Source organism: Chromobacterium sp. LK11 (genome assembly GCF_001043705.1).
Taxonomy (GTDB): Bacteria; Pseudomonadota; Gammaproteobacteria; order Burkholderiales; family Chromobacteriaceae; genus Chromobacterium; species Chromobacterium alkanivorans.
Genome location: NZ_LDUR01000006.1, coordinates 32,744 through 51,037, shown reverse-complemented (window position 1 = coordinate 51,037; position 18,294 = coordinate 32,744). Strand labels below are relative to the sequence as shown.

20 protein-coding genes are annotated in these 18,294 nt (G+C 62.7%); 12 read left to right on the top strand and 8 right to left on the bottom strand.

All coding sequences use genetic code 11. The features are described 5' to 3' along the window. Positions 1-5 precede the first annotated feature (5 nt). The 7 genes from VK98_RS03490 (at position 6) to VK98_RS22640 (ending at position 5,584) form a co-directional block, all read left to right on the top strand. Positions 6-1,151, top strand: coding sequence for a baseplate J/gp47 family protein (locus VK98_RS03490; RefSeq protein WP_048412709.1), 1,146 nt, complete (start codon positions 6-8; stop codon positions 1,149-1,151). Further along, the gene (locus VK98_RS03485; protein ID WP_053077195.1) at positions 1,144-1,800 is read left to right on the top strand and encodes a phage tail protein I; all 657 of its coding nucleotides are present in this window, start codon (positions 1,144-1,146) and stop codon (positions 1,798-1,800) included. Before VK98_RS03490 ends, VK98_RS03485 begins: the two co-directional genes overlap by 8 nt. After that, complete coding sequence (locus VK98_RS03480) at positions 1,797-2,483, top strand: phage tail protein (RefSeq protein ID WP_048412708.1); 687 nt, start codon at positions 1,797-1,799, stop codon at positions 2,481-2,483. The genes VK98_RS03485 and VK98_RS03480 overlap by 4 nt, the downstream gene beginning before the upstream one ends. Positions 2,484-2,794: 311 nt before the next feature. Beyond that, positions 2,795-4,018: a right-handed parallel beta-helix repeat-containing protein gene (locus tag VK98_RS23590; RefSeq protein WP_156187745.1), complete on the top strand. Its 1,224-nt coding sequence runs from the start codon at positions 2,795-2,797 to the stop codon at positions 4,016-4,018. Between the two features lie 11 nt (positions 4,019-4,029). Next, positions 4,030-4,329, top strand: coding sequence for a hypothetical protein (locus VK98_RS03475; RefSeq protein WP_048412707.1), 300 nt, complete (start codon positions 4,030-4,032; stop codon positions 4,327-4,329). A 202-nt stretch (positions 4,330-4,531) separates the two neighbouring features. After that, positions 4,532-5,275, top strand: coding sequence for a hypothetical protein (locus tag VK98_RS03470; protein ID WP_048412706.1), 744 nt, complete (start codon positions 4,532-4,534; stop codon positions 5,273-5,275). A gap of 15 nt (positions 5,276-5,290) precedes the next feature. Beyond that, entirely contained in the window at positions 5,291-5,584 is a 294-nt protein-coding gene (locus tag VK98_RS22640) for a tail fiber assembly protein (protein WP_053077194.1), read from the top strand. Between the two features lie 52 nt (positions 5,585-5,636). Here VK98_RS22640 and VK98_RS03460 read toward each other — a convergent pair whose 3' ends face one another. The 3 genes from VK98_RS03460 to VK98_RS03450 are packed head-to-tail and all read right to left on the bottom strand — an operon-like array spanning position 5,637 to position 11,386. Further along, complete coding sequence (locus tag VK98_RS03460; RefSeq protein ID WP_048412705.1) at positions 5,637-7,037, bottom strand: efflux transporter outer membrane subunit; 1,401 nt, start codon at positions 7,035-7,037, stop codon at positions 5,637-5,639. Continuing rightward, the gene (locus VK98_RS03455; RefSeq protein ID WP_048412704.1) at positions 7,030-10,176 is read right to left on the bottom strand and encodes an efflux RND transporter permease subunit; all 3,147 of its coding nucleotides are present in this window, start codon (positions 10,174-10,176) and stop codon (positions 7,030-7,032) included. Before VK98_RS03455 ends, VK98_RS03460 begins: the two co-directional genes overlap by 8 nt. 19 nt (positions 10,177-10,195) lie before the next feature. Then, positions 10,196-11,386 (bottom strand): efflux RND transporter periplasmic adaptor subunit, encoded by a 1,191-nt coding sequence (locus VK98_RS03450; RefSeq protein WP_231589197.1) that lies wholly within the window; start codon positions 11,384-11,386, stop codon positions 10,196-10,198. A 196-nt stretch (positions 11,387-11,582) separates the two neighbouring features. On the opposite strand from VK98_RS03450, the gene VK98_RS03445 reads away from it, so the two are divergent. From VK98_RS03445 to murA, 5 genes are all read left to right on the top strand, one after another. After that, on the top strand, positions 11,583-12,230 hold the full coding sequence (locus VK98_RS03445; protein ID WP_048412778.1) for a TetR family transcriptional regulator: 648 nt from the start codon (positions 11,583-11,585) through the stop codon (positions 12,228-12,230). 86 nt (positions 12,231-12,316) lie between these two features. Next, entirely contained in the window at positions 12,317-13,222 is a 906-nt protein-coding gene (locus VK98_RS03440) for an ABC transporter ATP-binding protein (RefSeq protein ID WP_048412703.1), read from the top strand. Beyond that, on the top strand, positions 13,219-13,974 hold the full coding sequence (locus tag VK98_RS03435; RefSeq protein ID WP_048412702.1) for an ABC transporter permease: 756 nt from the start codon (positions 13,219-13,221) through the stop codon (positions 13,972-13,974). The genes VK98_RS03440 and VK98_RS03435 overlap by 4 nt, the downstream gene beginning before the upstream one ends. A gap of 20 nt (positions 13,975-13,994) precedes the next feature. Continuing rightward, positions 13,995-14,243: a BolA family protein gene (locus VK98_RS03430; protein WP_048407933.1), complete on the top strand. Its 249-nt coding sequence runs from the start codon at positions 13,995-13,997 to the stop codon at positions 14,241-14,243. Positions 14,244-14,249: 6 nt separating this feature from the next. Next, entirely contained in the window at positions 14,250-15,503 is a 1,254-nt protein-coding gene (gene murA / locus VK98_RS03425; protein ID WP_048412701.1) for a UDP-N-acetylglucosamine 1-carboxyvinyltransferase, read from the top strand. A gap of 71 nt (positions 15,504-15,574) precedes the next feature. Here murA and VK98_RS03420 read toward each other — a convergent pair whose 3' ends face one another. The 5 genes from VK98_RS03420 to mlaD all read right to left on the bottom strand — a co-directional run bounded on the left by VK98_RS03420 (position 15,575) and on the right by mlaD (position 18,294). Further along, entirely contained in the window at positions 15,575-15,910 is a 336-nt protein-coding gene (locus VK98_RS03420; RefSeq protein ID WP_048412700.1) for a zinc ribbon domain-containing protein YjdM, read from the bottom strand. A 72-nt stretch (positions 15,911-15,982) separates the two neighbouring features. After that, the gene (locus VK98_RS03415; protein WP_048412699.1) at positions 15,983-16,792 is read right to left on the bottom strand and encodes a VacJ family lipoprotein; all 810 of its coding nucleotides are present in this window, start codon (positions 16,790-16,792) and stop codon (positions 15,983-15,985) included. A gap of 16 nt (positions 16,793-16,808) precedes the next feature. Further along, positions 16,809-17,102: an STAS domain-containing protein gene (locus VK98_RS03410; RefSeq protein ID WP_048412698.1), complete on the bottom strand. Its 294-nt coding sequence runs from the start codon at positions 17,100-17,102 to the stop codon at positions 16,809-16,811. Continuing rightward, positions 17,102-17,731 (bottom strand): phospholipid-binding protein MlaC, encoded by a 630-nt coding sequence (locus VK98_RS03405; protein WP_048412697.1) that lies wholly within the window; start codon positions 17,729-17,731, stop codon positions 17,102-17,104. Before VK98_RS03405 ends, VK98_RS03410 begins: the two co-directional genes overlap by 1 nt. Before the next feature lie 89 nt (positions 17,732-17,820). Next, a complete protein-coding gene (gene mlaD, locus VK98_RS03400; protein WP_048412696.1) occupies positions 17,821-18,294 on the bottom strand; it encodes an outer membrane lipid asymmetry maintenance protein MlaD in 474 nt (157 codons plus the stop codon).

The following is an 18,294-nucleotide window of genomic DNA, read 5'->3' as shown; positions in this document are numbered from 1 at the left end:
CTCCCATGACCCCAGATTTGCCCAAGTTCATCGACGACGATCCGCATACCGTCACCGCCGAGTTGATCGACGCCTATCAGAAAATGAGCGGCAAGACACTCTATCCCGGCCAGGTGGAGCGCTTGTTGATCGACTTGATCGCCTATCGCGAAAGCGTGGCCCGCGCCGCTTTCAACGACGCCGGCCGCCAGAACCTGGTGGCTTTCGCCCGCGCGCCGATGCTGGATTACCTGGGCGAGCTGGTCGGCGTCAGCCGGCTGCCGGCCCAGCATGCGCGCTGCACGGTGCGCATCGTCTTCGCCCAGCCACTGGCATTGGCGCAGGTGATTCCGGCGCAGACCCTGGTGGCCGGCGGCGGCGTGCAGTTCCAGTCGCTGGCCAGTCAGATCGCGCCGGCAGGCAGCGCCAGCGTCGACGTGCCGGTCAGCGCGGTGGAGGCCGGCGCCGCCGGCAACGGCTTCGTGCCGGGCCAGATCAACGCTCTGGTGGATGAGCTGGAGGTGGACGCCAGCGTGGTCAATATCGATACCAGCGCCGGCGGCGCCGACGCCGAGGACGACGAGCGCTTGCGCGCGCGCATCCGGCTGGCGCCGGAATCGTTCAGCGTGGCCGGCAGCGCCGCCTCCTACCGCCACCACGCGCTGCGCGCGCATCAGGACATTGCCGATGTGGCGGTGATCAGCGCCAGCCTGCAGCAGCAGAGCGGCGAGCTGCAAAGCGCGAACCAGGTGCCGCCCGGCGTGGTGCGGCTCTACCCGCTGACCAAGACCGGCATGCCGTCGGGCAGCCTGCTCAATGTGGTGGCCGCCGCCTGCAGCGCCGACCGGGTGCGGCCGCTAACCGATCTGGTGGAAGTACTGGCCCCGGAGGATTACGGCTACCAGGTGCGCGCGCGGTTGACGCCGTATCGCGACATCGATCCCAAAACGGTGCAGCAACAGGCGCAGGCCGCCGTCGGCGCTTTCGTGCAGGCGCAGGCGGAACGGTTGGGCCGCGACATCGTGCCGTCGCAGCTGATCGCCACCTTGTCGGTGCCCGGCGTTTACCAGGTGACTTTATTGGAGCCGGCCGCCACCCGGGTGGTGCCGCCGCAGGGCTGGTCGCACTGCACCGGCATCCAACTGGAAATGACCGGAGGTCAGGATGGCTGACGTGACTCCCAATCTGTTGGCGCGCGACGAGCGCTTCGGCCCGCTGGCCCGGCTCAGCGAGCGCCTCGGCGACATCGATCCCGGCGGTCTGCTGGTCTACCTAGTGGATGAGGTGAAGCCGGATTTGCTGCCCTTGCTGGCCGAACAGTTCCACATCGACGGCGACGAGGGCTGGCGCTTGACCCAGACCGAGCGGCAGCGCCGCGATCTGATCAAGCAGAGCATCGAGTTGCACCGCCACAAGGGCACGCCCTGGGCGCTGCGCGAAGTGTTCCGCATTCTCGGCGTGACGGTGGAATTGGAGGAGTGGTGGCAGCGCCGGCCGCCGGCCGCGCCCTACACCTTCGAACTGACAGCCTGGGCCAACGACAATCTGTTGCCCGGCCAGGCCTTGTTGAATCCAGAGCTTTACCGCCGGCTGCGACGCATGGTGGAGCTGGCCAAGCCGGCGCGAAGCACCTACCGCTTCAAGCTGGGCGCGCGCTTCAACGGCCGCCTGGGCCTGGCTTCCGCCGCCCAGGCGCGCGCGCTGATCCGCCGCCGCGCCGAAGCCGCGCCGATGCGGCTGGCGCCGCAGCAGCCGCTGACCCTTTCTTCCGCCGCGCAGATCTATGGCGTGGTCCACCTCAGCATGGAGGCATTGTTGTGAGCACCCCTTTGACACCTCTCATCACCGCGGCCGGTCTGGCCGCAATCTGGCGCGCCAGTAATGACGGCGTGTCCGCGCAGATCAGCCACATCGCTCTGGGCGACGGCGCTTACGCGCCGACACAGAGCCAGACCGCGCTGCGCAGCGAGCAGGCGCGCTATCCGATCGCCGGCGGCAAACGCTTGGGCAATACCCAGATCCACCTGACCGCCATCGCCGACGACGCCAAGGCGTTCTGGGTGCGCGAGATCGGTTTCATGCTGGCGGACGGCACCTTGTTGGCGGTCTGGTCCGATCCCAAGGCGGCGCTGGCCTACAAGGCCGCCGACGTGCAGCTGCTGCTGGCCTATGACCTGGCCTTGAACGCGCTGCCGCCGGACAGCGTCACCATCCAGTCCAGCGGCGCCGATCTCAATCTGAGCCTGGCCAGCGAGTTGGCGGCTGTGGCCGCCGCCCAGATCAGCGAGGCCACCCGCGGTCTGGAGCGCGATGATCGCATCCGCGCACAGGAGGACAAGCAGCAGGCGCTGGAACCGCAAGTCGCTGCGCTGCAAAGCCAAAACCGGGTGTTGGAGCAGGAGCATGCCGCTGACAAGCGCGCCGGTTTGGAAGTGGCTACCGCCAATGCAGCGGCGATTGTCAGCCTTCAGCATTGGTTTGTGAAACAGCGTCTAGGTGCTTGAGCTGGCAGATCACGAGGGGAAAGCGGGCGGTCAAGCGCTGGGAAGGAAACCGTTTTTAGCCGCTGAGGCGAGATGTGTTGATGTCGCTGGGGCATTGCATGGGGCAACAGAGACCGCATCCAGCGTTTGCTGTAGGGCTTCCCCGCCTTATCTCATGAACACGCGTATCCCCGGTATGAGTTCGGCATTGTTGAATTTGTTAATTTAAATATTAAGTAATTGAAGGTCTGTTGCTGAGTCGTATTGGCAAAGGTGGTTTGGATGTCAGCCGAAATGGCTGTGTGTTGTGGTTTGACTTTAAGGAGAAAGAGATGAGCTTGGAAAGCAATGTTGCAGATCTGGTCAAGTCAGCGAATGCGCTGACCGGAGTTGTCAATGGCAAGATCGCCGCTATTGATAAGAGAGTGGATGTCCAAGTTGCAAAAATGGACAGCACGATGGCTAATTGGGGAACCACAACCAGCCAGATTCTGGAAGTAGGACCAGGCAAGCCATTTAAGACTATTTCTGAGGCGTGGGCATCCTTGAATGGCAAGGTGTTGCGGCATGATGTGAAAATAAAAGTGAGTGATGGAGTGCACGCCAGTTCTTCAATTCATTTTTCAGGACAGCCCTATGCGCATCGGATAAGAATTGAAGGCAATATCAAGAATCCGGAAGCATGCGTGCTTAAGTTCGTGCCGGATAGCGCCAAGCTTTCTCATGGGGTGATTTTTAACGGAGTGCGGGGGGTCAATTTTAGTGGGTTTAAAATTATTGGAGAGAGCGATGCCGATAAAAACTTCACTTGGCGTGGTATTGCTTTGCAAAGAGGCGCTTATGTGCACTCCGATACTGATTCTATACGAATAGAAGGGTCTCACAATGGCGTTGAGTTGATTTATGGCAGCCTTTATTCTTGTCCTGGCTTAAAGGTGACTGGCTTTAGCGGTAATGGCGTGCTGGTGCATGACTTTTCTCGAACGATTATTGATGGTGTAACTTTGATAGGAAAGGGAAAGCAATTTTTAAGTATCAGGCCTGATGGTGCCAAAGTAATATCCATTGGGATTAAAGTAGACTATCAGTCTTGTGTGACGGCAAATCGAGCCAGTATTAGTCAATGCAGTGATACAGGTTGCCTTGCCCGAAACAATAGCATTGTATTTGCCTATGGAGCACAGGTCAGTGATTGTGCCAACTATGGCATCTATAGCAGCTCTGGTTCAAAAGTGCAGATTCACCCTAACTCCGGAGTGACTTCAAATATCAAGGATTGCAAGGTGGGTATTGGTGCGCGGTACCAAGGCGCTGTGTTTGGTGGCAATCTTTCTATTAAAAATGTCGAGAAGGGTATCTACGCTGATATGGCCGGTCTTGCTCATGTTGAGAGTTGCTCTGCCAGCTATTGCTCAGTCGTTGCTTACGAGGCGATCAAGGGGGGATTCATTGATGCGACCGGCAGCTCAGCCAAATCAATAGAAAACAAAGTCAAGTACTCCCCGGCGAGTAGCGGCGCGGCAGGTAATGCCAACGCGACCATCGTTTTTAGTTAAGGAGAAATATCATGGGCCATATTGAAAATGTTAATGAATTTGATGAAGAAATGCCTGACCTGGGTCTGGATAGCGCCTGGTTTGATTACGCCGAAGGCACTGAGGTGCCAGAAGTCGACTCTGATAGTTATCTACGGGCGGCGGCTGAAGGAAAAATTCTCAGCGCCTATACCATTCAGCAGCAATTGAATATCGTGCGTAGAGGGAAAAAAGAGGAGGTTGAAGCCATGGGTAAGTTTATCGATGCGGTTCTGGCCTGGAGAAGTGGTGCTAACCCAGACTTTGACGAGTTGGAGAAAATTCAACCCTGATTTGACGCGGTGAGTAAGAAGCCACTTGGGGAGGTGGCTTCCTTTGCTTTTTTAAAATGTTTTAAGATACAGCGCATTTTGCCAGTGCCAGAATGCCTCCTTGTCAGTCTCGAGGTCGTTCACTTACTTATTGCTGTGAACGAAAAGCATGGTCGGGCCTCAGGTCCCGGCCAAACTCTGTGATGAACCATTGGAGAGCATGATGAGCTTGGAAAGCAATATCGCGGAATTGGTGCAGGCGTCGAACGCGCTGACTGGTACGGTCAACGGCAAGATCGCCGATATTGACCGGCGCGTAGATGTCAAGGTTCAGCAAATGGAGGATTGGCGTAAGGAAAATACGCCGAAACGCCGCATCGTCATCGATTTCACCATTGGCGGCAGCAAGGATTTCTTTTATCCGGTGTGGTGGCGTTTGCGCGCTGCGGGGGAAAGTGGGACGCATCAAGTGTCCATCGTCCGTAATTATGCGTGGAACGGCGGGGAGAGCGAGCGGCCATTGAACGCGAGCAGCGTGCACCAGGCTGGATTGTTGCTGGAGATGGAAGGCAGCGACGTGGCTTGGGGCGGGGATGCCAAGTTCCTCGAAATCAAGCGCTTCAACGAAACCTATAATCCGACAGTGTCGCATGTCGCCCATGCGATGTATTGCAAGCAATATCGGATTGATGTGAACAAGCCGGCGTACAACAGCATCCCGGAGGGAACTCTGGCCGCCTGCAATATGGTGTTGAGCGGAGCCTATCTGCGTGGCGGCGGTTTGAACTATCGTGTGATTTCCAATCTGCCGCTGGACTTTGGCTTTCATGATGGGAAAGGGGAGGAGAGGGAGTTGGCGCGTTATGAACATGTCAATACCCGCTGGGTAGCCAGCCCTATTGCACTGGCTAGCCGCGTCGCGCCGCCGCAAACCCTGAACGCTTTCGTCGACGCGCCGACCGCTTAACTCCAGGAGACTCCGATGCTGATGATTGCCAAACTGCCTAACGGCATGATCAATGTGCCCGCCGACCAACTGGCCGAACTGGGCGTCGACGCGGCTACCGCAGGCCGCTTGATTCGCGAGGCCAAGCTGGCGCAACTGCGCGTTGAGCGCGACCGCTTGCTGGCGGCCTCCGACAAGACCCAGCTGCCGGACGCGCCGTACAATGCCGAGCAGCGCGTGGCTTGGCAGGCCTATCGCAAGCAACTGCGGGACATGCCCGAATCCGTGGCCGACATCGATCACGTAGCATGGCCGCATTGTCCGGCCTAAGGCCATAAAAAAACCCCGCCATCCGGCGGGGTTTGTCGTTTGCTGCCGCGGATCAGGATTTGGCCGGCGCTTCCCAGCCGCCGCCCAGCGCCTTGTACAGGCCCACCACCGCATTCAGCTGGTCCAGCTTGGCGCTGACCAGGCCCAGTTCCGCCTGGAAGCTGTTGCGCTGCGCGTCCAGTACGTCCAGATAGCTGGCGTAGCCGTTGTCGTAACGCAGATTGGCCAGCCGCAGCGATTTGTTCAAGGCCTGGAACTGCGTGGTTTGCGCCGCCTGGATCTCCCGCGCCGCGCCGTAGCCGGACAAGGCGTCCAGCGCGTCCTTGAACGCGCTCTGCACCGTCTTCTGGTACTGCGCCAGCGCCTGCTTCTGCCGTGCGCTGGCCGCGTCCACCGCGTAGCCGGTCTGGCCGAAGTTGAACACCGGCGCCGCCAGGTTGCCGACGAAGCTCCAGGTCCGCGTCGGGCCGGTGAACAGCGTGTCCAGCGACAAGCTTTGCGAACCCAGCGCCCCGCTCAGGCTGATGCTGGGGAAGTAGGCCGCGCGCGCCACGCCGATGCGGGCGTTGGCCGCGATCAGCTGCTGCTCGCTGGCGGCGATGTCCGGGCGCCGCTCCAGCAGGCTGGAGGACAGGCCGGCCGGCACTTCCGGCGGCGCGGACAGCGCGTCCAGGCTTTGGCCGCGCTGGATGCCGCCGGCCACCAGCTGCTTGGGCGAGTGGCCGAGCAGCACGCCCAGCGCGCTTTCGGTCTGTTCCAGCGCGCTGGCGATCTGCGGCACCTTGGCGCGGGCGGAGGCCGCTTCGGCCTCGGCCTGCTGCTGGTCCAGCTCGGAGATCAGCCCGCCTTTGAAGCGCTTGGTCTGCAGCTTCAGCGACTCCTCGCGGCTTTGCAGCGTGCGCTTGGCGATGTCCAGCTGGGCGTCGTAGGCGCGCAACTGGAAATAGGTTTGCGCGGTCTGCGCGGCGATCGCCAGCGTGGAGCTGTCGCGGGCGAAGCGGCTGGCGGCGAAGTCGGCGCGCGCCGCCTCGTTGCCGCGGCGCAGCTTGCCCCACAGGTCCAGTTCCCAGGACGCGGTGAGGTTGGCGTTGCGCACGTCGCTGACCAGCGGCGCGCCAGGCGTCGTCGTCGCGGTCGAGGTGCGGCCGCGCTGGTAGCCGGCGTTGGCGTTCAGCGCCGGCAGCAACTGGGCGCGGGCGATACCGGCCTGGGCGGCGGCTTCGTCGACGCGGGCGGCGGCGACGGCCAGGTCCTGGTTGTGCTGCAGCGCTTCGGCGATCAGCTGGTCCAGCACCGGATCGTGGAATTGCTTCCACCAGTCCATGGCGATGGCCGGGCTTTGAGCCTGGGCGCTGGCGGGCAGCTCCAGTTTGGGGCGGCTGTAGTCGGGGCCGACCGCGCAAGCGGTCAGCGCCAGCGCCACCAATGAGGGAATCAGGGCGCGTTTAAGCATCGGCCTTGTCTCCTGCCTCGGCCGCGGGCTGAGGCTGTTTCGGTTTGCTGAACTTCATGATGAGCATGAAGAACATCGGGATGAAGAAGGTGGCGATGAAGGTGGCGGCCAACATGCCGCCTACTACGCCGGTGCCGATCGAGTGGCGGCTGGCGGAGCCGGCGCCGCTGGAGATGGCCAGCGGCATGCAACCCAGCACGAAGGCCAGCGAAGTCATCACGATGGGGCGGAAGCGCAGCTTGGCGGCGGCGATGGCCGCTTCGACCACGCTCAGTCCTTCTTCTTCCATCTGCTGGACGGCGAACTCCACGATCAGGATCGCGTTCTTGGCCGACAGGCCGATCAGCGTCACCAGCGCCACCTGGAAGTAGACGTCGTTGGCGAGGCCGCGCATCCAGTTGGCCATCAGCGCGCCGAACATGGCGAAGGGCACCGCCATCAGCACGCTGATCGGCAGGCTCCAGCGTTCGTACTGCGCCGCAAGGATCAGGAACACCATGATCATGCCGAAGCCGAACACCACGGCGGACGAGCCGCTGGTGGATTTCTCCTGGAAGGCGGAGCCGGTCCACGCCAGGGTGTAGCCATCAGGCAAGGTTTCCTTGGCCACGGCTTCCAGCACGTTCAACGCCTCGCCGGAGCTGAAGCCGGGGGCGGGACCGCCCACCAGCTTGGCCGCCGGGAAGATGTTGAAGCGCTCCAGGCTTTCCGGACCGGTGGTTTGCTTGATGGTGACCAGTGCCGTCAGCGGGATCATATTGCCGTCCTGCGAACGCACGTAGATGTTGCGCAGGTCTTCAACCCGGGTGCGGAAATCCGCTTCCGATTGCAGCTGCACGCGGAAGGTGCGGCCGAACTTGTTGAAGTCGTTGACGTACAGTGCGCCGAAGGTGCTCTGCATGGTGTCGAACACGGTGTTCACCGGCACGCCCAGGGACTTGGCCTTGGCCCGGTCCAGCTTGACGTAGATCTGCGGCACGCTGGCGGAGAAGGTGGTTTGCACCCCCTTCAGTTCCGGGCGTTTGGCGGCTGCGGCCACCAGTTTCTTGGTGACTTCGCCCAGCTCCACCGAGCTGGCGCCGCCGCGGCTTTGCACATAGGCCTCGAAACCGCCGGTGTTGGACATGCCGGAGATCGGCGGCGGGTTGAAGGCCAGCACGATGCCGTCAGTGATGCCCATCATGCCCTTGGCGAAGGTGTCGCCCACCACCGCCTGCGACGACAGATTGGGCGCCTTGCGCTCATCCCACGGCTTCAGGGTGATGAAGGACACGCCGGCGTTGGTCTTGTTGCCGCCGGTCAGGATGTCGAAGCCGGCGAAGCTCATCACGTCCTGAACCGCCGGGTTCTTGCTGGTCATCGCGTCCAGCTTGGTCATGGTGGCCGAGGTGCGCTGCATCGACGCGCCGTCCGGCAGGAAGGCGGCGGCGATGATGTAGCCCTGGTCCTCGTCCGGCGCCAGGCTGGACGGGATGATGCGGAACAGGCCGACGCAGATGGCGATCAGACCGGCGAACAGCAGGATGCCCACCGCGCTGCGCTTGATCAGGAACACCACGCCGCGGGAATAGCCCTGGGTCAGACGGTCGAACCAGTTGTTGAACCAGACGAAGAAGCGGGCCGGATGCTGATGGCCTTCCTTCAACAGCAGCGCGCACAGCGCCGGAGTCAGGGTCAGGGCCACCAGGCCGGAAATCGACACCGACACCGCGATGGTGATGGCGAACTGCTTGTACATCTGGCCGGCGATGCCGCCGAGGAAGGCCACCGGGATGAACACCGAGCACAGCACCAGCACGATGGCCACCAGAGCGCCGGACACTTCGTCCATCGCCTTGAAGCTGGCTTGCAGCGGCGACAGCTTTTCCTGCGTCATCAGACGTTCGACGTTTTCCAGCACCACGATGGCGTCGTCCACCACGATGCCGATGGCCAGCACCAGGCCGAACAGCGTCAGGGTGTTGATGGTGAAGCCGAAGGCGTACATGCCGGCGAAGGTGCCGATGATGGAGACGGGCACCGCCAGGCAGGGAATCAGGGTTGCGCGCCAGTTCTGCAGGAACAGGAACACCACCAGGAATACCAGCACCATGGCTTCGCCCAGCGTGGAGTACACCTCCTTGATCGACACTTCCACGAACTTGGTGGTGTCGTAGGGGATGGCGTAGTTCAGGCCTTTGGGGAAGCCCACCGCCAGCTTCTGCATCGTCTGCTCCACGGCTTGCGCGGTGGCCAGCTGGTTGGCGCCCGGCGCCAGGAAGATGCCGATCGGGATGGTGGGCCGGCCGTTGTGCGTGCCGGTGAAGTCATAGGACAGGGCGCCCAGCTCCACGCGCGCCACGTCCTTCAGCCGCACGGCGGAACCGTCCGGATTGGAGCGCACGATGATGTTCTCGAACTCTTCCGGTTCGGACAGGCGGCCCTGGGTGGTCACGGTGTAGGTGAAGTCCTGCTTGCCCTTGACCGGCTCCGCGCCCACCTTGCCGGCGGCGAACTGCGCGTTCTGCTCGCGGATGGCGGCGGCCACGTCGCTGGGCGTCAGCTTGAGCTGGGCCAGGCGGTCGGGTTTCAGCCAGACGCGCATCGAGTAGTCCTGGCCGGCGAAGTTGATCACGTCGCCCACGCCCGGCACCCGCTTCAGCTCGTCCACCACGTTCAGCAGCGCGTAGTTGCTGATGAACAGGGTGTCGTAGGTCTTGTCCGGCGAGAACAGCGAAATCACCTGCAGGAAGGCCGAGGACTTCTTGGTCACGTTGACGCCCTGCCGGCGCACTTCTTCCGGCAGCTGCGACAGCACCGACTGCACGCGGTTGTTGACGTTGATGGTGGCCTGGTCGGCGTCGGTGCCGATCTTGAAGGTCACGCTCAGCGACAGCTTGCCGCTGGAGGAACTGGTGGACTGCACGTAGAGCATGTCGTCCACGCCGTTGATCGCCTGTTCCAGCGGCGAGGCGACGGTGTTGGCGATCACCTCGGCGGAGGCGCCCGGGTAGCTCGCGCTCACCGAGATCATCGGCGGCACGATTTCCGGGTACTGCTCAATGGGCAATGCCTTGAGGGCGGCCAGGCCCGCCAGTGTGATCACGATGGAGATCACGCTGGCGAAGATGGGCCGCCTGATGAAAAAGGCGGAAAACATGAATGGTTACCCCTTTGCCTTATTGTTTGGGCGCGGCGGCGGGCGCGCTGGCGTCGGCCTTGAACGGATGCGGTTTCACGTCGGCGCCCGGGCGCAGCTTGATGATGTTGTCCACCACCACTTTGTCGCCGGCTTTCAGGCCGCTTTCCACCAGCACGTTCAGGCCCACGTCCTGAGACACGGTGATGGGACGCGGCTGCACCTTGTTGTCGGCGCCGACGACCCATACCATCTTGCCCTGCTGCGAGGTCAGCACCGCGCGCTGCGGTACGGCGATGGCGTTGCTGCGCTGAGCGCCTTGCAGGATCACGCGCACGAACTGGCCGGGCAGGATGCTGCCGTCCGGGTTGGCGAAGGTGGCCCGCGAGCGGATGGTGCCGGTGCTGGCGTCGACCAGGCTGTCGGTGAAGTTCAGCCGGCCGCTCTTGCCGTAGGTGGAGCCGTCGGTCAGCTTCAGCTGCACATTGAAGTGGCCGTTGGCGGCCAGCTTCAGTTGGCCGGAGTCCTGCATCTTGCGCAGACTCATCATATCGCTGTCGGACATGCTGAAGTTGACGTAGACCGGGTCCAGCTGGGACACCTTGGTCAGCAGGCTGCCGTCTGCGGTGGTGGACACCAGGCTGCCTTCGGAGCGGGTTTCCTGGCTGGTCATGCCGGAGATCGGCGCGGTGACGCGGGCGTAGCCCAGATTGATCTTGGCCTGCTGCACCTGAGCCTGGGCGGCGGCGACCGAGGCCTTGGCGGCTTCATAAGCGCTGACCGCGTCGTCGCGGTCTTTCTGGCTGACCGCGTTCTCTTTGAACAGCGGGGTGATGCGGTCGTAGTCTTGCTTGGTGCGCACCAACTGAGCCTGCTGCACCTGCAGATTGCCCTGCGCCTGGTCCAGCGTCGCCTTCAACGGCTCCGGATCGATCTGGAACAGCAGGTCGCCCTGTTTCACCGGCTTGCCTTCGGTATAGGCGCGTTTGAGCAGAATGCCGCCCACACGGGCGCGTACTTCCACTTCGCGCGAACCGGCGGCCTGGCCGACGAATTCGAAGGAGACCGGCACATCGGTGGGAGCGATCTCAATCACGCCTACCGGCACCGGCGGCATGGCGCCGGCGTGCTGGTCGTTTTTTTGACCGCAGGCCATCAGGCTGGCGGCCAGGGCGGTGAGCAACAGCCATTGCCCGCCTTTCTGGGCGAAGGTGTTTCCTTGCATCTTCATGGGATGTCCTCAGGAATATGGGGATATGAGTGTTATAAGTAAAAGGTACTGCAGTTTTTCTTTGATAGTGGAAATTGATCGATCTCTAGTCGCGACATTTTACATACATGCGTGTACGTATGTAAAATGCTTCCAGCGACGCATTGTGTTATGGTGCGGGCTTCCGACAGACCCTTTGATCAGCGATACGTTCAACATGGCACGCAAAACCCGGGAAGAAGCCGAACAAACGCGGCATTTGCTGCTGGATACGGCGGAGCAGCTTTTTAGCGAGAAGGGTGTCTCCAAAACGACACTGGCGGACATCGCCAGCGCCGCGGGCTTGACGCGCGGCGCGGTGTATTGGCACTTCCAGAACAAGCTGGATTTGTACCGGGCGATGCTGGACAGGATGGGCGGGCAGTTTGATGACATCTGTGAGCAATTGTTGAGAACGGCACACTCGAGTCCGGCACTGGCCTTGTGGAACCATAGCCACCGGCTGCTGACCATGATAGGGGATAACCCACAGGTTCGTCGTATTTTACTCATTCTGTTTATGCGGAGCGAGCATGTCGGTGAACTGGCCCCCATTCATGACGAGTGTGTTGCGCATATGCAAGAAACTCGCGAGCAATTGACCCTGGTGGTGCAGATGGCGGTGGATGCCGGCCAGACCCTGCCCTACGTGAATCCGGAAACGGTGGCCGAGGTGTTGCAATCGATGCACCACGGCCTGATCAATCGTTGGCTGGCGGACGGCAGCCAGACCAATCTGGGCCAGAATGCCACGCAACTGTTGCAATATGTCTACCGTGGAATATTCCTGCCGGAAGTGATGGAAGAACTCTCCCCTCAAGCGTAGCCCAGCGCTATAATTGACCTTTTTTGTCAAACCATTAGCGCCGTCGGCGGCCCCGGCCGCGCGGCGTTGTCGGTGTTACCTCTCTCATGCCCCAGGCTATTGAAATTCAGGCGGTGAGCAAGCGCTACGGCCAGCTGCAGGCGCTGGACCAGGTCGGCTTCTCCGTCGCCCCCGGCGAATTCTTCGCCCTGCTCGGTCCCAACGGGGCCGGCAAGACCACGCTGATTTCCGCCATGGCCGGCTTGTCGCGGCCGGACAGCGGCTCCATCCGCATCATGGGCCACGACGTGGTCGGCGATTTCCGCGCCGCGCGCAAGGCGCTGGGCGTGGTGCCGCAGGAGCTGGTGTTCGATCCCTTCCTGTCGGTGTGCGAAACGCTGCGCTTTCAGTCCGGCTACTTCGGCCTGGGCCGCAACGACGACTGGATCGACGAGTTGCTGTTCAAGCTGGGTCTGGCCGACAAGGCGCACAGCAATATGCGCGCGCTGTCCGGCGGCATGAAGCGCCGGGTGATGGTGGCCCAGGCGCTGGTGCACCGCCCGCCGGTCATCGTGCTGGACGAGCCCACCGCAGGCGTGGACGTGGAACTGCGCCAGAGCCTGTGGGTGTTCGTGCAGGAGCTGAACCGAGCCGGCCACACCATCGTGCTGACCACGCATTATCTGGAAGAAGCGGAAGCCTTGTGCTCGCGCATCGCCATGCTGAAGAAGGGGCGCTTGCTGGCGCTGGAGAGCAAGGACAAGCTGCTGGCGCACAGCGCGCGCCGCGAAGTGGCGCTGTTGTTGTCCGGCGAGTTGCCGGCGGCTTTGCTGCCGATGAAGCTGCGCGACGAAGACCGCCGCGTGGTGTTGCAGCTGGAGCATTTGGGCCAGCTGGAAGCGGTGCTGGCCGCGCTGCGCGAGGCGGCGGTGGAGGTGCGCGAACTGAACGTGGTGGAGACGGATCTGGAAAGCGTGTTCGTCAAGATGATGAATGGAGGGCCGCAGCCATGACCGGCTTCATGACCCTGTTCAAGAAAGAACTGGTGCGCTTCTGGAAAGTGGCGTTCCAGACCGTGGCCGCGCCGGTGTTGACCGCGCTGATGTATCAGCTGATCTTCGCCCATGTGCTGTCGCGCCATGTCGAGGCCTATCCCGGCATCAGCTACACCGCCTTCCTGATTCCGGGCCTGGCGATGATGTCGATGGCGCAGAACGCCTTCGCCAACAGCTCCAGCAGCCTGATCCAGTCCAAGATCACCGGCAACATCGTGTTCCTGCTGCTGCCGCCGCTGACCGCGCTGGAGTTCTTCGGCGCCTATCTGCTGGCCTCCGTGGTGCGCGGCCTGGCCGTCGGCGCCGGGGTCTTGCTGGTCACCGGCTGGTTCGGCCTGCCGCTGCCGGCTCAGCCGCTGTGGGCGCTGGTCTTCGCCGTGCTCGGCTGCGGCGTGCTGGGCGCGCTGGGCATTCTGGCCGGCATCTGGGCGGAAAAGTTCGACCAGCTGGCCGCTTTCCAGAACTTTCTGATCATGCCGCTGACTTTCCTGTCAGGCGTGTTCTATTCGATCAACAGCCTGCCGCCGTTCTGGTACGCCGCGTCCCACCTCAACCCGGTGTTCTACATGATAGACGGCTTCCGCTACGGCTTCTTCGGCCAGGCCGACGTCAGCCCCTGGCTGTCGGCCGGGGTGGTGGGCGGCAGCTTCGCCGTCTTGGCGGGGCTGACGCTGTGGCTGATCAAATCTGGCTATAAACTGCGCCATTGAGCGCACCCACGGGATTTCTCATGATTACTCCGCAACAAGTCAAACAATACATCGAGGCCGGCCTGGCCTGTACTCATCTGGAAGTGGAGGGCGACGGCCACCACTTCTACGCCACCATCGTGTCGGCGGCTTTCGAGGGCAAGCGCCTGATCGACCGCCACCGCCTGGTCAAGGAGGTGATCGCCACCCGCCTGGCCAGCAATGAAATTCACGCTCTGTCCATCGTCAAGGCCGCTACGCCGGACGAATGGCAAAAACTGCAAGGCTGATCCGTCATGGATAAACTGAAAATCATCGGCAACGGTCCGATCAACGGCGAGATCCGCGTTTCCGGCGCCAAGAACGCCGCCCTGCCCATTCTGTGCGCCAGTCTGTTGACCGGCGACACCATGCGCTTCACCAATGTGCCGATGTTGCGCGACATCGCCACCACCCAGAAGCTGCTGCAAGGCATGGGGGTGCGGGTGATGACCGACAATGTGCACGAGATGGAAATCACCGCCGGTCATCTGGACAGCCTGGTGGCGCCGTACGATCTGGTGAAGACCATGCGCGCGTCCATCCTGGTGCTGGGCCCGACGCTGGCGCGCTTCGGCGAGGCCACGGTGTCGCTTCCGGGCGGTTGCGCCATCGGCAGCCGGCCGGTGGACCAGCACATCAAGGGCCTGGTGGCGATGGGCGCCGAGGTCAGCATTGAGCACGGCTACGTCAAGGCCAAGGCCCGCCGCCTGCGCGGCGCGCGCATCATCATGGACATGGTAACCGTGGGCGGCACCGAGAACCTGCTGATGGCGGCGACGCTGGCCGAAGGCACCACGGTGCTGGAAAACGCCGCGCGCGAACCGGAAGTGACCGATCTGGCCAACTGTCTGGTGGCGATGGGCGCCAAGATCAGCGGCATCGGCACCGACCGTCTGGTGATCGAGGGCGTGGAGCGCCTGCACGGCGCCGATTACGCGGTGATGCCGGACCGCATCGAGGCCGGCACCTTCCTGGTGGCCGGCGCGATGACGCGCGGCCATATCGTGCTGCGCAATGCCGCGCCCAAGAGCATGGAGGCGGTGCTGGACAAGCTGGCGGAAACCGGCGCGGTGGTGGAGTGCGGCGACGACTGGATCTCGCTGGACATGAAGCGCCGCCCGCAGGCGGTGAACTTCCGCACCTTGCCCTACCCGGCCTTCCCCACCGACATGCAGGCCCAGCTGATGACGCTGAACTGCGTGGCGGAGGGCGCCGGCGTGGTGACCGAAACCATTTTCGAAAACCGCTTCATGCACGTGCCCGAGCTGAACCGCATGGGCGCCAACATCGAGGTGGAAGGCAATACCGCCATCGTCAAAGGCGTGGAGAAGCTGTCCGGCGCCACGGTGATGGCCACCGATCTGCGCGCGTCGGCCAGCCTGGTGATCGCCGGCCTGGTGGCCGAGGGCGAAACCATCGTCGACCGCATCTACCATCTGGATCGCGGCTACGAGTACATCGAGAAGAAGCTGGGCGCGGTAGGCGCGCTGATCGAACGCGTCAGCTAAGCGCAAGCTTTGCTCCGGCAATGAAAAACGCCACGGCTCAGGCCGTGGCGTTTTGCTTTGCGGCGCGGGTCTTACGCTTTTTTGACGAACTCGGACTTCAAGCTCATCGCGCCGATGCCGTCGATCTTGCAATCGATGTCGTGGTCGCCGTCGACCAGGCGGATGTTCTTCACCTTGGTGCCCACTTTCACCACCAGCGAGGAGCCTTTGACTTTCAGGTCCTTGATCACGGTGACGCTGTCGCCGTCCTGCAGCACATTGCCGTTGGCGTCCTTGATCACGCGGGCCTCTTCGGCGGGGGCGGCCTGCTCGCTCCATTCGTGCGCGCACTCCGGGCAGACATACATCGCGCCATCCTGATAGGTGTATTCGGATTTGCATTGCGGACAGGCTGGCAGATTGCTCATGGCGTTTCCTGTTGAGAAGTGGAAAAGAACGCTGCCGGCGCGTCGGGACGGCCGGCAGCGGAGGGTGCGGGTTTACTGCGCGGCGGAAGCCGCGACCTTGGCGCCGGGGACGGCGGCGGCCGGCGCCGAACTGTCCGGCTTGCCGGCCGGAGAGTCGACCAGCTCGTCGAGATTGAAATTGTCGCTAATCTGGGTCGGGTTGGGCAGGCCCAGCTGCTGCGCGCGCAACTGCATATAGGCGTCGCGGGTGTAGCTGTACGGGTCCAGCGCCGCGGCGCTGAGCATGGTTTCCATGCCCAGGTAGCGGGCGCGGGTGTTCACGCCGTACAGGCCGTAGAAGCCCACCGCTTGCCAGGTGGTGTCGTAGAACATCTTCTCCGGGCCGGGACCGCCCAGCGAGGCGGTCAGGCCGGCGCCGTCGCGCACGGTGGACGGGCCGAAGAAGGGCAGCACCAGATAGTTGCTGTCGTGCCAGCCCCAGGCGGCGAAAGTGTCGCCCAGGGTGTTCTTGTTGTTCTTCAAACCGGCCTGGCTGGCGATGTCGATCAGGCCGAACAGGCCGAAGCCGGTGTTCATCGCCACCCGCATCACGTCGTTCAGCGCTTTCTCCGGCTCGGCGCGCAAGGCGTTGGACAGCGCGCTGTAGACATCCTTGAGGTTGTCGAAGAAATTGCCGACGCCGGTGCGCACCGGCGACGGCGTGATGGCCTTGTAGCCCTCGGCCACCGGTTTGATCAGGTAGCGGTCGGCAGTGTCGTTGACCTGGTACATGGCGCGGTTGTAAGGCTCGAAGCGGTCGTAAGGCACCGTCGGATTGCTGGCGCAGCCGGCCAGGGTCAGCGATAGCGCCAGGCCGGTCAGCGCGGGTTTCAGGGGCGACATAAATCCTCTCCGCATATCAGTCCGCCGCCGGGGCGGACAACAGTTCCGCCAGCGAGTAAAGGTCCAGCAGGGCGCCGAGCCCGCTTGGCCAGTTTTCCAGGGACAGGGCGTGACCGCCGGCGTCGGCGGCGCGGCGCGCGCCGAGCAGCAGGGCCAGCGCGGCGGAATCGGCGCCGGCGATGCCGGACAGATCCAGACGCAAGGGCCCTTCGCCGGCGAGCTTGGCCAGCGGCGCGGCCAAGGCGCCGCAGCTGTCCATGTTCAGCTGGCCGCTGAGCCGCGCCTGGCCGGGGGCGGTGTGCTCCAGCATCAGCCGTTGCCCTTGGCGGCGGGCGCCGCGGCCACCGGCGCGGCGTTCTTGTTCTGCAGCAGCTTGATCAGGCCGTCCACGCCGCTCTTGCGCACTTCTTCATTGAAGGAGTTGCGGTAGACGGTGACCAGGCTGGCGCCTTCCACGCTGACGTTGTAGATCTTCCAGCCTTGCGCGCCCTTGTTCAGCGAGTAGTCCACCGCCACCGGGTTGGCGTTGCCCGGCAGGCTGACCGTGGTTTTCACCGTGGCGTCGCGGTCGCCGTTGCTCATCAGCGGGTTGGGCTTGACGTCGACCTGAGCGGTTTTGAAGCGAGTCATGGTCGCGGAATAGGTGCGCACCAGCAGGGTCTGGAACTGCTGGGTCAGCTGGGCGCGCTGCTCGGCGCTGGCCTGGCGCCAGCCCAGGCCCACGGCCAGGGCGGTCATGCGCGGGAAGTCGAACATCGGCACCGCCACGGCTTCCGCCTGCAGGCGGATTTGCTTGGTGTTCTTGCCGTTGTCTTGTTTCAGCACTTCCAGCACCTGGCGGGAAGCGTCCTTGATCACGTCGGTGGGGGTGTCGCCGGCGGCTTGGGCCGCGGCGGACAAGCCGAACAGCAGACAGCAGAATGCGAGCAGTTTTTTCATCGTTTTTCCAATCGATTGCGAGTGAGCCGGCGGCGCGGGTAGCGCGCCGGCCGGCAGTTTGTTGCGGGGTGCCCCGTCTTTGTGCCGCGCTATTTGTCAGCGCTCTTGTTGCTATCGGTAAAGCCCGTCATGAACTTGCCGATCAATTGTTCCAGCACCATGGCCGAGGAGGTGATGGTGATGGTGCCGCCCGGGGTCAGATTGGTTTCCGAGCCTCCCTGCAGCATGCCGATATATTGTTCGCCCAGCAGGCCGGCGGTCAGGATGGACGCGCTGGCGTCGTCGCTGATCTGATAGGTCTTGTCAATATTCAGAGTCACGCGGGCGCGATAAGTTTTCGGGTTGAGCTGGATGTCGGCCACGCGCCCGATCACCACGCCGGCCTCCTTGACCGGCGCTTTGACCTTCAGTCCGCCGACGTTGTCGAAGTCGGCGTACAGCACATAGGTCTGGTTGGCGCTTTGCGGGACCAGATTGGCCACTTTCAGCGACAGGAAGGCGACGGCGGCGATGCCCAGCGCCACAAAGATGCCTACCCACAAATCAATAGTAGAGCGTTTCAT